The organism is Nocardia brasiliensis ATCC 700358 (assembly GCF_000250675.2).
Taxonomy (GTDB): Bacteria; Actinomycetota; Actinomycetes; order Mycobacteriales; family Mycobacteriaceae; genus Nocardia; species Nocardia brasiliensis_B.
Genome location: NC_018681.1, coordinates 2309987 through 2323488, shown reverse-complemented (window position 1 = coordinate 2323488; position 13502 = coordinate 2309987). Strand labels below are relative to the sequence as shown.

At 67.6% G+C, this 13502-nt stretch carries 11 protein-coding genes; 3 read left to right on the top strand and 8 right to left on the bottom strand.

Annotated elements, in window-relative coordinates:
* Positions 1 to 134: 134 nt before the first annotated feature.
* The 3 genes from O3I_RS10390 to O3I_RS10380 are packed head-to-tail and all read right to left on the bottom strand — an operon-like array spanning position 135 to position 3681.
* Positions 135 to 971 carry an alpha/beta fold hydrolase gene (locus O3I_RS10390; RefSeq protein ID WP_014982861.1) on the bottom strand — a complete coding sequence of 279 codons (837 nt, stop codon included), beginning with the start codon at positions 969 to 971 and terminating at the stop codon, positions 135 to 137.
* A 47-nt stretch (positions 972 to 1018) separates the two neighbouring features.
* The gene (locus O3I_RS10385; RefSeq protein ID WP_014982860.1) at positions 1019 to 2125 is read right to left on the bottom strand and encodes an NAD(P)-dependent alcohol dehydrogenase; all 1107 of its coding nucleotides are present in this window, start codon (positions 2123 to 2125) and stop codon (positions 1019 to 1021) included.
* Positions 2122 to 3681: a GMC family oxidoreductase gene (locus O3I_RS10380; protein ID WP_014982859.1), complete on the bottom strand. Its 1560-nt coding sequence runs from the start codon at positions 3679 to 3681 to the stop codon at positions 2122 to 2124. Before O3I_RS10380 ends, O3I_RS10385 begins: the two co-directional genes overlap by 4 nt.
* 451 nt (positions 3682 to 4132) lie before the next feature.
* On the opposite strand from O3I_RS10380, the gene O3I_RS10375 reads away from it, so the two are divergent.
* On the top strand, positions 4133 to 4618 hold the full coding sequence (locus O3I_RS10375; protein ID WP_014982858.1) for an HAD domain-containing protein: 486 nt from the start codon (positions 4133 to 4135) through the stop codon (positions 4616 to 4618).
* A 716-nt stretch (positions 4619 to 5334) separates the two neighbouring features.
* Here O3I_RS10375 and O3I_RS10370 read toward each other — a convergent pair.
* The 4 genes from O3I_RS10370 to O3I_RS10355 form a co-directional block, all read right to left on the bottom strand.
* On the bottom strand, positions 5335 to 5616 hold the full coding sequence (locus tag O3I_RS10370; RefSeq protein WP_014982857.1) for a pyrimidine/purine nucleoside phosphorylase: 282 nt from the start codon (positions 5614 to 5616) through the stop codon (positions 5335 to 5337).
* 204 nt (positions 5617 to 5820) lie between these two features.
* Positions 5821 to 6531, bottom strand: coding sequence for an MBL fold metallo-hydrolase (locus O3I_RS10365; protein WP_014982856.1), 711 nt, complete (start codon positions 6529 to 6531; stop codon positions 5821 to 5823).
* Position 6532: 1 nt separating this feature from the next.
* Positions 6533 to 7471: a fumarylacetoacetate hydrolase family protein gene (locus O3I_RS10360; RefSeq protein ID WP_014982855.1), complete on the bottom strand. Its 939-nt coding sequence runs from the start codon at positions 7469 to 7471 to the stop codon at positions 6533 to 6535.
* Positions 7468 to 8793: an alpha/beta hydrolase family protein gene (locus tag O3I_RS10355; RefSeq protein WP_014982854.1), complete on the bottom strand. Its 1326-nt coding sequence runs from the start codon at positions 8791 to 8793 to the stop codon at positions 7468 to 7470. The genes O3I_RS10360 and O3I_RS10355 overlap by 4 nt, the downstream gene beginning before the upstream one ends.
* A gap of 106 nt (positions 8794 to 8899) precedes the next feature.
* Between O3I_RS10355 and O3I_RS10350 the strand changes: the two genes are divergently transcribed.
* Positions 8900 to 9535 carry a TetR/AcrR family transcriptional regulator gene (locus tag O3I_RS10350; RefSeq protein WP_202804925.1) on the top strand — a complete coding sequence of 212 codons (636 nt, stop codon included), beginning with the start codon at positions 8900 to 8902 and terminating at the stop codon, positions 9533 to 9535.
* Positions 9536 to 9630: 95 nt separating this feature from the next.
* On the top strand, positions 9631 to 12573 hold the full coding sequence (locus tag O3I_RS10345) for a tetratricopeptide repeat protein (RefSeq protein ID WP_167829125.1): 2943 nt from the start codon (positions 9631 to 9633) through the stop codon (positions 12571 to 12573).
* Positions 12574 to 12762: 189 nt separating this feature from the next.
* Here O3I_RS10345 and O3I_RS10340 read toward each other — a convergent pair whose 3' ends face one another.
* A complete protein-coding gene (locus tag O3I_RS10340) occupies positions 12763 to 13449 on the bottom strand; it encodes an ATP-binding cassette domain-containing protein (protein ID WP_014982851.1) in 687 nt (228 codons plus the stop codon).
* Positions 13450 to 13502 lie beyond the last annotated feature (53 nt).

The window sequence follows — 13502 nt, the reverse complement described above, 5'->3', positions numbered from 1 at the left end:
GCCCCACCACAACCACCGTACCGATGCCCCGCGCGCGCCGATTGCGTTGTCGGTCAGCAGATTGCGGCGCGAGCACCGGATCGAGCCCGCCGACGCACGGCGAACGTTGCGATCTCGTCAGGGGTTCGCCGCGCTCAGACCTTGGCGGCCGCGGTTTCGATCAGGTCGACGACAGCCTGCGGCTGGGACAACGCGATCGCGTGACTGCCTGGGCTTTCCACGACGGTCGCCCGCATCCGGGCGGCCATCTCCCGCTGACCGGCAGGCGGGATCATCCGATCGTCCGCGGCGACGAGGGTCCAGCTCGGCAGCGTCTTCCAGGCCGGCTCGGCGGACTTGTCGGTGAACGAGGCCACCGCGATCGGGCGCTGCCCGGCGGCCAGGATCGCCGCCTCGCCGGCGGGCAGATCCTGCGCGAAGAACTCGCCGAACTTGTCCGGCGCGATGCTCAGCTCAGGCGCGCTGCCCCGTCCGTCCGGCAGCGGATACTCGTGCGGCGCCGTGATTTTGGTGGCCGGGCCGCCGAATCGGCCGTCGAGTTCGCCGAGGCTCTCGCCCTGATCCGGAGCGAACGCCGCGATGTAGACCAGGCCCGCCGCTTTGGCCGAACCGGTTGCGGCATTGGTGATCACGGCACCACCGTAGGAGTGGCCGACCACCAGGGTCTTGCCCGGCATGCTGTCCAAAATGCCGCGGATGTAGCCGGCGTCGTAGGTGAGTCCGCGCAGCGGAACGGCCGCCGAGGTCACCTGGTAGCCGTCGCGCTGGAGCCGTTCGGCCACCTTCGCCCAGCTGGACCCGTCGGCGAACGCCCCGTGCACGAGCAACACCGCCGGCTTGACCGCCGGGGTCTCGGCCGGCGCCTTATCGTCGGCAGCTGCCGAACAGGCCGTCGCCGCCAGGCTCGACGCGACTGCCATGGTGATCACCACGGTGCGGCCGAACCCGGACCGCTTGCGGAGGTAACTCATTCTCGAACTGGCCCTTCTGCTGAATCCAATAGTCGAACTCTCGGTGGTCATGTCGTGAGCACCGCCTTGACTGTCGTGCCCGCCTCGACGTCGGCCACGGCGGCGTTGATCTGGGCCAGCGGGTACGTGCGCACCAGCCGGTGCACCGGAAACCGGCCCTGCTGATACAGGCGCAACAGACGCGGGATCAGCACCCCGGGCGCCTGGTGCCCCATCACCGATCCGGTGACGGTGCGCCCTTTGAGCAGTTCGAAAACAGTGGCCCGCAACGCGGCCTCGGGTGCGGTGACCCCGAGGATCGCCGCCGCACCCAGCGGGGCGAGCGCCTCGATCGCACTGTTCATCACCGTGAGCACGCCCGTGGATTCGATGCTGTAATCCGTGCCGCGGCCCGCGGTCAACGCACGAACGGCGGCGACCGGGTCCACTGCGGTGGCGGCGACGGTGTCGGTGGCGCCCAATTCGGCGGCCAGGGTGAGCCGTTCGGTGTTGCGGTCGATGACGATGATCTGTGCCGCGCCCACCACCACGGCCGCCAGCACCGCGCTCAAACCCACCGCGCCCGCACCGAATACCGCTACCGTGCTGCCCGCACGTACCCGTAGCGAGTTGAGTACCGCGCCCGCACCGGTGATGACGCCGCAACCCATCGGCGCCAGCAGTTCGAGCGGGGTCGCCGGATCGACCCGCACCAGGCTGCGCGGGTGCGCGAGACCGTGGGTGGCATGCGAGGACTGACCGAAGAAGTGGTCGTGCACCGGCCGCCCGGCGGCGTCGCGCAGCCCGACCGAACCGTCGGCCCGCACCGCGTGGAAGTTCAACGGGATGTGCTGCACACAGTATCCGGGCTGCCCGGCCAGGCAATTGCCGCAGCTGCCACAGGAATCCAGGCTCAGCAGCACCCGATCGCCGACGTCGAAACCGGTCACCGCGGCACCGACCGCTTCGATCACACCCGCGCCCTCGTGCCCGAGCACCACCGGACGCGGCGTCGGCACCGTGCCGCGTGCGGCCTCCAGATCGGTGTGGCACAGGCCGGAGGCGACGTACCGGACCAGCACCTCGTCCGGCCGAGGGTCCGCCAATTCCAGTTGCTCGATGTGGAATTCGGCACTGTCCTCGCGGGCGACCGAGGCGGTGACGGTCGTCGTCATGCGCACACCGCCGATCGGCCGAGGATCAGGTCGGCGGCCTTCTCGCCGATCATGATCGTGGGGCCGTTGGTGTTTCCGCTCGGCAGGGTCGGCATGATCGAGGCGTCGGCGACCCGCAGACCGGAGACGCCGTGTACGCGCAGCTCGGGATCGACGACGGATCCGGCATCCAAACCCATGCGGGCGGTGCCGACCTGGTGATGTCCGCTGACCACGGTGGCCCGCACGTGATCGCGCAGCTGTTCCCGGGTACGCACCGCCGGTCCCGGAATCGCTTCGCCGTCGGTCCAATCGCCGAGCGCGTCCTGAGCGGCGATCTCGCGCAACAGTTCCAGATTGTCGACCAGGGTCTCCAGGTCACGCGGATCGGCGAACACGCGCGGATCCAGGATCGGCGCGGCCGTGGGATCGGTGTCGCGCAAACGCAATTCGCCCCGGCTGAACGGATGCAACAACTGCGCCACCGCCGAGAAACCCTGTTCGGGAAGCACGGCACCAGGTAGCGGATAGACCCAGGACAGAAACAGCGGCTGGATATCCGGTGCGATCAATCCGGGCCTGGTGCTCGCGAACAGGTGTGCTTCCAATCCCTGTGCCGCCCACGCCGGTGTCGGTCGCTTGGACCGCCAGATCAGCGGACTCGACCAGTGATCTTGCAGATTCTGACCGACACCGGGAAGGTCGGCCCGCACCCGTAGCCCCAGCGCGCGCAGCTGCCCGGCCGGACCGACGCCGGAGAGCATGAGCAGCTGCGGCGACCCGAAAACTCCTGCCGACAAGATGATTTCGGCATCGGCGTAGGCCGTGTTCGACAGCCCCTCGCGCAGATACTCGACGCCGATCGCGCGTGTCCCGTCGAACAGCACGCGCGTGGTGTGCGCGCCGGTGACGACGGTCAGCTTCGGATCGTCCCGCACCGCAAGGCCATAGCCGACCCAGGTGCTCTGCCGACGGCGGTCGCGGATGGTGTGCTGGGTATAGCTGACCCCGGTGCTGTCGCCCGCGTTGTAGTCGTCGTTGAACGGCAGCCCGTACTCTTGCGCGGCCGCGACCCAGGCTTTGACCAATGGGTCCGGTCCCGGATTGCGCTGCACGAACTGCGGTCCGTCGGTGCCGCGACCTCCGGCCGCGCCGCCGTCGAACCGCTCCAACCGGCGAAAGTAGGGTTCGACACCGCGCCAATCCCACCCTGCCGCACCCTGATACGCCCACGCGTCATAGTCGGCGGCGAGGCCGCGGACATAGATCATGCCGTTGAACGCGCTGCTGCCACCAAGCGTCTTGCCGCGCGGCCATGGCAGCGACCGCCCGTCGGCGTAGGTCTGCGGTTCGGTACTGAACGCCCAGTCGACCTCGCTGCCCCACAGTTCGACCGATCGGGTCGGATCGTGGATCGCCGGATTCGAGTCGGCCGGCCCCGCTTCCAAGAGCAGCACCCGGTGTCCGGCATCGACCAGGCGACGCGCGATGACCGCACCCGCCGAGCCCGCGCCGACCACGATGTATTCGTGTGTCGCGGCTTTCCTCGTGCCCGCGACGTTGATCTCCGAGCTCATGCACTTCCTTGTCCGGAACAAGTGCCGAGCGGTTCCCCGGCACCGGCACCGATGATGTGGAAGCGGGCTCACCACCTGCTGAACGGTTCCTGAACGAGCTGTTCAGCAGGGGTATTCGGATCGCCGGGCGGACACGCGAGATCACCGGCAGGCAGCTCGCCCTCGACCAGGTAAGCGGCGGCGAGGGCGCAGCTACTGGTTCCGGGAATCGAACCGGGGAGGCCGCCGGGTCGGGTTCATAGCCGCCCGGGCCGGCCGGTGTATGCGGTTCGGGCCAGAACGCGCAGACCGCGCTGAAAGATCGTCAACGCTGCGAGAACATCGTCCCCGGTGCTACCGAACACCTTGCCGCGCAGGGCAAGCCATGGCGCGCCCCTCCCCCTGAGCCCGCCTCGCGCGAATCCGGTTCAGCCCACGGAGGTCGCCGATCGGGAGCGCTAGGCTGCAAGCAGTGGATGCATTGCTGTTCCTCGACGTCGACGGACCACTGATTCCGTTCGGCGCGGCCGACGATTCGGCTCGTCCGGAGCTACTCGACGCGAATCCTTTACTGGCACGGCTCGATCCCCAACTCGGGCCGCTCCTGGCCGCACTGCCGTGCCGACTGGTTTGGGCCACCACCTGGATGCACGAGGCGAACACCACGCTGAGCCCGATCCTGGGCCTGCCGGAACTCACCGTGCTGGAGTGGCCGACAGCTACGGACGATCGAGTCGACCAATGGTTCGGATTGCACTGGAAGACCCGCGCTTTGGTCGACTGGGCGGCCGGACGACCGTTCATCTGGGTGGACGACGAGATCACCGACCGTGACCAGGACTGGGTGGCGGCCGAATACCGCGGCAGCGCACTGCTGCACCGTGTTGATCCACGGAAAGGATTGCAGCGCAGCGACTTCGAGGTATTCGGTGCGTGGTTCGCCGCCCACCCGGACTGATCGGGCGGCTAGGCTCCGTCTCGAAGTCCCATCCGGCACCTGCCTAGTTCGGTGCACCTGCCGCAGGAGTTACCGGAATAGTGCTGAGCACGTCGTGTGCCGTACCCGGCTTCAGGTGCAGGTCAGGTGCGCGGGGTGGGGTTCCGGCGTGGTCATCTGGCTGTGGTGGCGTCTCGAGCGGCTTGGGAAAGACAGGGGCGGTTGGGTAGCGGGCCGGGTGGTGTGGACCAAGCGACAGATAGGTTGGGGTCACAGAGTTTTCGTACTGCTCACAGGGTTTATAGCTGCTGTGAACAGTATGGAAAGTCTGTGACCCCGCGACTCGCCCAGCAAAACACGCCGAGCCACAACCCCCACCCACCCGAAACCGCTGCTACCTCGTCAAGGAACTCTCGAAAACAGCACCACAGCCAGACGACCACGCCGGAACCCCACCCCCGCGCACCTGACATGCGCCTACAGCCGGGAACCCCACCTGACGCGCCCAGCACCATCCCTGTAACTCCCGCGGCAGGCACACCGAACTGGGCAAGTAACACTTCGGCAGCCAGCCAACAAGCCCGAACGCAAGCAAACCAAGCGACAGATAGCCCCGTGTCGACACGCGAAAGCCGCACACCTGCACCACTTCTCGGGATCCACACCCCTTCTGGCCGCCCAGAAAAGGTGTAAATCCCGAGAAATGGTGCAGATGCCGAGAAGCGGGAGCGGCTACCTCAGCGGTACTCGCACAGATACGCCGTATCGCTCGCCACCTGGACGTCGAACTTGCTGTCCGCGGGTACCTCGAACCGCTCACCGGCCGAGTACGTCACGAACTCGTCGGAACCGGGCAGCTTGACGGTCAACGCGCCCGAAACCACGTGCATGATCTCCCGCTGCGCGGTCCCGAACTGGTACTCCCCCGCCGCCATCACCCCGATGGTCGCCGGCCCGTCCGCCGCCTCGAACGCCAGCGATTTGACCGTGCCGTCGAAGTACTCGTTGACCTTGAACACCCACACTCCTCGATTCCGATGAACGGCCAGATTACCGGCTAGGGCCTGTTTCATGAGTCACGGTGGATGCATTCGGGGTTCAGCTCGTCGCCTGGCAAGGCGGAGGAGGAGCCGATACCGGGGTTGTATCGGCGACGACGACAACGCGGCCAGGCGGCGGCGAGCTGAACCCCGAAGGCGCCGCCGTGACTCATGAAACAGGCCCTAAGGCGCGCCCAGCTTCTCGGGCTCACCGTGTCCGGGGACGATCAGGCGGGGCGCGGGGTCGAGTAGGGATTGCGCGGTGCGGCGGGTGAGGTCTTCGTCGTGATTGAAGACGGTGGGTAGCGTCTGCGGGCCGACGGTGGCGAGCAGCGGGTGGCCGGTGACGAGGGCGTCGCCGCTGAACAGGATCTGCTGATCGGGCAGGAAGTAGGCGGTGTGACCGGTGGTGTGACCCGGCGTCGGTACGGCGGTGAAACCACCCGGCAGTGCGCGCAGAGCGTCGTCGTCATAAGCGGTGGCGGTGGGAACCTTCATTTTGATGTGCCCCATCACCGCCCGCACCGTCTGTGCGACCCAGCGTGGCCCGCCCGGCGTACGCAATTGACCGACCATCTCGACGGGGGTGATCTGCTCCAAGTACTCGCGCCGCGCATGCGCCGCTTCCGCCGCACCGGTGTACACGGGGACGCCCGTGCGACGCACCAGCGTCGGAATCGCGCCGATGTGGTCGAGGTGGGCGTGGGTGACCAGCACCGCCGCCAGATCACCGAGGTCGTGCCCGATCTGCCGGATGGAGTCGAGCACATCGTCGGTATCTCGTGGATACCCGGCGTCGACGAGGGTGACGCCGGAGCCGTCGGTCACCAGCGACCAGTTGACGTTGGTGCCCGCCACGACATAGACGGAGTCGGCAACCTGTGTGATGCGCATGTCAGTGGTTCGCCTCTCCGATGTGATGTTCGATCACGCCGACCTCATCGATCTCCAGGCGCAGCCGGTCGCCCGGCCGCAGCCACTGTCCCAATTCCATGCCACTGCCTCCGGGCAGCGTCCCGGTCGCGATCAGTTCTCCCGGGAAGAGTTGCTCGTCCCTGGAGGCGTGCGCGATCGCTTCGGGCACCGAGTATCGCATGGTGCGAGTGCTCGTGCGCGCCACGGTTTTCCCGTTGACCTGCACGCTCGCGGTCAGCTCGTCGATGCGGTCCAGCACGGTGGACGCGGTCACCGCGATATCCGACATCGAGGTGCGGAAGTGTTTGGACTTCTGCGGGCCGAATCCGGAGCGCATTTCGGCGAGCTGCACGTCCCGCGCGGAGAAGTCGTTGATCACCACGACGGCCGCGATCGCTGCCGCCGCTTCGCGGACGGTCGCGTCGCGCAGTGGCGAGCCGAGGACGACACCGAGTTCCAACTCGAAATCCAGTGCGGCACTGTACGAGGGACACTGCACATCGGTGCCGCTGGGTACCACCGTCAGGGCGTTGGACATGTAGTAGATCGGCTGTCGATACCACAGGCGGTTCGGCCGAAAGGGCGGGAACGTCCGGCGGGTGATGCTTTCGAACGCGGACGCGACGCGATGCACCGCGGGCAGGAAACGGCTCGCCATACCGCGGGCGGCGTCGATCGCATGCGTCTCGTAGAGCATGAAGTCGCGAAAAGACAGCGGGCACACCGGCAATACGGTCGCGCCGTCGGGCAGGCCGAGCTGTTCGTAGCGGGCGAGCTCGAACTCTTCGGTGTATCCGCGGGGCAATCCAACGTCCACCGCGGTGTCGTCGGCGGGCACCCACCCGGCGCCGTAGTCGAGATGCAGGTCGATGCGAGATACCTTGCGGTTCAACGTCCGCCGAATCCGGTGCGGAATCATCGCACGACCTGCTCGGCGACTGCCAGGTGCTCGGCCAGAAACCGGATCGACAGCTCCATCCACTGGTCGGCATGCTCCATCGCGCAGTGGTCGTCCCCCGCGTACAGCGCCAGTTGCGCACGCGGCGCGGCGGCGGCGATATCGATCGAATCCCTGGTGGCGATCAAGGTGTCGTCGGTACCGTTGATCACCAGCATCGGAATTTCGATGCGAGAGTAGTACTCACGCAGCGACATCGCGGTGAGCCTGCGCGTCAGGTCCACTACGCTCGTGGCCCCGGTGGCGGACCGAAGGGTACTGACCATGATTTCGGGAAGGCCTGTCGCACTGCCGATCTGGAAGCTGCGATGGGTCGGTGCGCCGTTCGCGATCGCGACCCGCAACCGCCGGTCGGTCGCCGCCAAGCGCGTCGCCCAATATCCGCCGAAGCTCAGACCCATCATCCCGAGCCGGTCGGCATCCACTCGGTCGTGCGCGCTCAGGTAGTCGATCACGGTGGTGTACACGCGCTCGGCGGCCGGCGCCAAGGGCTCGCGATAGGAGTACGTCCCCGGCATCTCCATCACGAAAACGCCCATCCCCCTGTCGCGATGGGCCAGCACCGGCAGCATCGCCTCCGCCAGGGTGCCTTCGACACCGTTGGTGACCAGCACCGTCGGCACCCGGTCGACGCCGTGCGGAGTCATCAGATAGCCCCGGACGGCGTCGTCGCCGCCGAGGGGAATCCGGACGACTTCGACGTCCACGCCCATGGCCGGCGCGAGCGCGGTCACCAGGACTTCACCGAGGCGATGCGAGGTTTCGTAGGCGCGCAGCCGTCGCGGCGTCCAACCCGGCCACGCTGCGACGAACTCGTACACCATAGTCTTGATCAGCGCGTCCAGAGCCGTTGCAGCAGTGCGACTTTCCGGATAGCGCGCGCTGAACTCGGGCACGGCGTGTTTCGGGGCGATCGCCCCGCGGTCGGCGAGGATCTCGACTGCGGGAGCCAGCAGCTCACCCAGGACAGAGGTATCGACGGCCGACGGGTCGAGCAGCTGCCGAGTCGACGGACCGCCGAGGGTGGACAGGGCTGCGTCGGCGACGGCGAGGTGCTCGGCGGCCACCGCCTCCCAATACGGGGTCCATCGGTTGTCCGCGAAGGAGCGGCATTTGCTCAACTGCCGCTCGAACACGGCGCGTTCGATGCCGCCCAGGTGCGTGAACCGGTCGCTGAACAAGGCGGGCAGGAATCGGCGGGGACCGAGCAGTCGGGTCGCCCATTCGGTGGTCCGGGTCAAAGCGCATGCACTCACCAGTAGGCGCTCGGCAACCGATGCCATCGCGGCCCTCCTTCAACTTCGACAACTAAAGCAGTGGCTACTGCTTTAGCCAGCGTAGGGCTCGTCGCGATCCAAAAGCAATACTTTCTGCTTTAACATCGAGGGCGTGACGGAACCGGACAGCGCGACGCCCAGACGCCGCCCAGGCGGACGGTCGGCCAGGGTGCGCGAATCCGTGCACCGAGCGGTCCTGGAGGCCCTGATCGAGCACGGCGTGGAGCGAGTCGGCATCCCCGACATCGCCCGGCGCGCCGCGGTGCGCGACTCCTCGATCTACCGGCGGTGGGGCACCAGGGAGAACTTGATCGTGGAGGCATTGCTCGCCTACAGCGAGGAGACGTTGCCGCCGCCGGACACCGGCACCCTGCACGGGGACTTGGCCGCCTTCGCCCTCGAACTCGCGAACTACCTCGCCACGCCGCTCGGCGGCGCGCTCGCCAGATCCATGGCGTTGATCAGCGACTCCCCCGAGGTAGAAGCCGCCCGAAACACCTTCTGGGCGAACAGATTCAGTAAGATCCGCCCCCTCATCACGCGCGCCGTCGACCGCGGCGAACTCCCCGCAGACGCCGACGCCCGCCAAGCCCTCGAACTACTCATCGCCCCCCTCCACTTCCGCGCCCTGCTCACCCGCACCCCCACCACCCCCTCCGATGCCGAACAATTGGCCACCTTGGTGACCCGCGCTCTCCAGGCCCGCGACCGTACCGGGGATCGCAACATCATCGCCCCCGATATGTGAGGTACCTCATGCTGGATTCGTAACTGTCGGCTCGCTGCGAATGTGCCCACCGGGTCCGATGGCACATGCCCCTATCGTCTGTTGGTGTGCACGTCATGATTAGTGAGACCGGTCCGAACGGAGGTCGTGACGAAGACGCATCACCCCGGGCGCTCTTCGTGGCCAGGTTGGCGCAGTTGTGGGAAGCCGCAGGCAATCCCACCTTGCAGCGGGTCGCGACCGCGACCGAGGCCCGGTTGAAAGCCGCTCGCGCGGCGGCACCCGGTCAGCGTTCCTCGATGCAGCGCATCAGCGACTGGCGGACCGGGCGCAACGTGCCCTCCCGCTTCGAATCGTTGGATCCGGTGCTGGTGACGTTGATTTCGCTGGCCCGGCAAACCTCCGGGCCCCTGCCCCCGGACCTGTCGAACCGATCGGCGTGGCGGCGGCTGTGGAAAGCGGCCAGCGCGCAACCGGTGCGCCCCACCGTGCTGACCACGCTGCGCCGCGACGTCCCCACGTTCGTCGGGCGCGATGCCGAGGTGCAGCGGATCCTGGACGCCGCGGGACCGGATCGGGTGGTGTCCATCCACACTGTCGATGGCATGCCGGGCGTCGGGAAAACCGCTCTGGTCGTCCGAGCGGCCCATCTGCTGTCCGACCGGTTTCCGGACGGCAGGTTCTTCGTCGAGCTGAATTCGCACACGCCCGGCCAGGTGCCCGCCGATCCGGCGGCCGTGCTGGCCACCCTGCTCACCGGTCTCGGCATCGCCCCGGGACATATCCCGGACACCCTCGACGCGCGGCGCGACCTGTGGCGCGACCGGGTCGCCGGTAAGCGGATGCTGCTGGTCCTCGACGACGCCCGCGACCACGCTCAGATCGAACCCTTGCTGCCCGCGGGGCCCGAATGCCTCACTTTGATCACCAGCCGCCGCCGGCTCGTCGCGCTGGACAGCGCTCTCCCGCTCCCGTTGGGCACCCTGGAGCCGGACAGTGCGATCGACCTGTTCTGCCGCCTGGCACAACGGAATCCAACGGGCGACGAACTCGCGGCCGTAGCCGAGATCGTCCAGTTGTGCGGCTACCTGCCGCTAGCGATCGTGCTGCTGGCCGGTCGGCTCGCCCATCATCCGGCGTGGACGCTGGCCGGCCTGGCCGAGGAGTTCCGCACCGCACAGGATCGGCTCGGTGAACTCGACGCCGGACAGCGCGCGGTGCGCGCCGCGTTCACCGCCTCGTACGAGAGCCTGCCGCCGGCACGGCGACAACTGTTCCGCAGGCTGGGCCTGCACCCCGGCCCGGATTTCGATCCCTACGCCGTCGCTGCCCTGCACGGTAGTTCGCTCGCCGAGGCGCGCGCCGAACTCGAGGCGCTGTTCACCTGTCATCTCGTCGAGGAGACCACACCCGGCCGCTACTGCCTGCACGATCTGGTGCGCGAATACGCTTGCGCCCTTGCGGTTTCGTCCGGCGAGGACAGCGATGCGATGCAACGACTGCTGGACTACTACCGAGCGGCCGCCGCAGCCGCGGACCACTGGCTGACCCGCAGGCCGCGCCGCGACCGCGCCGCCGACAACGCCTGTGCCGTACCCGAATTCGACAACGAGAGACCCGCGCTGGCGTGGCTGCGGCGGGAACGGGCCAACCTGCTCGCCTGCCTCGACCACACCGCCGAGTGCGATCCCGCACGCATGGTCGGGCTGACGGAGGTGCTGGCGGAACTGCTGGAGCGCGAAGGTCCGTGGCCTACGGCCCGGCAGTTGCATCGGCGCGCCGCCGCGGCCGCGGGCCGGCTGGGTAATCGGCTCGGCCGCGCCGACGCACTCACCAATCTCGGCACGCTCGAATGGCAGACCGGGAATTTCGACCGAGCCTCGGACCTGCTCCGGCAGGCCCTGGCTTTGTATCGGGAGACCGGTCACGCGCTCGGTACCGCGGACGCGCTGCGCAACCTCGGCACCGTGGAGTGGCAGACCGGGAACTACGACCGGACGGCCGATCTGTTCCGGCAGGCCCTCACCCTGTATCAGGAGGCGGACTACCCGCTCGGCGAGGCCAACACCCTCGCCGGCCTCGGCGGCGCCCGCCGCGACAACGGCGACTACGAACAAGCCACCCAACTACTCGAACAAGCTCTAGATCTTTACCGGGACACCGGCTTTCCCCTCGGCGAAGCCAACACTCTCGCCAGCCTCGGCGGCGTCCGCCGCGACAACGGCGACTACGAACAAGCCACCCGACTACTCGAACAAGCCCTGGCCCTGTTCCAGGAGGCGGGTTATCCGCTCGGCGAAGCCAACGCACTCGGTTTCCTCGGCAGCGTGCGCCGCGAGATCGGGGACTATCGGCAGGCCGCGGACCTGTTCCGACACGCAACAGCACTGTTCCAAGAGATCGGCCACCGCCGCGGCGAAGCCAACGCCCTCGGCAACCTCGGTCTCGTCCACCGCGACACCGGCGACCATGCGCAAGCCGCCGCAGTGCTGCGGCAGGCGCTGGTGGTCTCCCGCGAAATCGGCCACCGCATCGGCGAAGCCGTGAACCTCAACTATCTGGCCACCGTGCATCGGGAAACCCGAGACTACGGGCGGGCGGCCGATCTCTCCCAGCAAGCCTTGATCGTGTTCCGGGACACGGGCTATCGCATCGGCGAAGCTGAGGCCCTCGCCAACCTCGGTGCCATATGCGGAAAGACCGGGCAGCGCCCGAAGGCCGCGGAGCTCTCCCGGCAGGCCCTCGCTCTGTTCCGTCAGATCGGCTATCGCGCCAAAGAAGCCGAGGCCCTGAACAACACCGCAAAGGTGCTGCTGGCGGCTGGTGCGCCTGCCGAAGCGCTGACGATGTTCGCCGAGGCGCTTACCGTGGCTCGGGCTATCGGCTGCGAAATTCAGCAGGCGCACGCCCTGGCCGGGACCGCTCGCTGCCACACCGCCCTGGGCGACACCACCACCGCGGCCACCCTGCTGCGCCAGGCGATCGATATCTACCACCACCTCGGTGCGCCCGAAACCGAGGACGCGGCAACCGATCTCGCCACGCTCCACCCTGTGTAGTTCAGAAACGCCGCTGGTCCCCTCCACCTGCGGCGCCTCGATCACCGGCCCTGCTCCTTCGCCGGTGACGTTGTCATCATCGCCGCGGGTCGCGTGGTCCGGCCAAAGCCGAGAGTCCGGTTGCTCGCCTGAACAGCAGCTCAGCGGGGGTAGATCGAAATTCCGGTCCGGAACGACCGGATGCCGCGCTCAACTTCGGAAATACATCCGCACCCGCGAATCATCGGAAACGATCAGGTCATCCAGGCTGCCTGCCGCAACGACCTGCCCTTTGCTCATGATCACCAGATGGTCGGCGTAACCGGTCGCGATGAGCAAGGGCATGTCGTGGGTGATCACGAGCACCGCAGCGCCGGTGTCCGCGTACTCCCGGATCGACTTCCACACGCCGAAAGCCGTGCCCTGATCCAGCGAGGCGGTCGGGCTGTCCGCGATCAGCACATCCGGGTCGGCGAGCAGCGCGGCGGCGACCGCCGCGCGCTGAATCTGACCGGCAGAGTTGTGCTGTGGCAACAGATCCAGCGCTTCGAGCGGATAGCACGCGGCGGCACAGGCTTGGTCGACCGTCCACGCTCCGTCCCCCGATATCAACTCCCGCAATTGCGCACCAACCGACCGATCCCTGGCGAACGCATCGATACCGTCCTGCGGGACGTAACCGACCCGCCCATCGACCAGCACCTCCCCGATAGTCCGCGCCGACTCCGGCAAACGGCCGGTCAACGCATACGCGACCATCGTCTTGCCATCCCCCGGCCCGCCCAGCAACACAGTGACCTGCCCGTCGCGCACCCGAAGATCCACTTCCGTGAGCACCGTGTCACGCCACCGCCCGGTATCGATATCGACAGTGAGAGAACGCAGTTCAGCAGCCACACCCCCAGTCTCACCCGGACGTGCCCGATAGGCTCGACCCATCGCGACCGGCG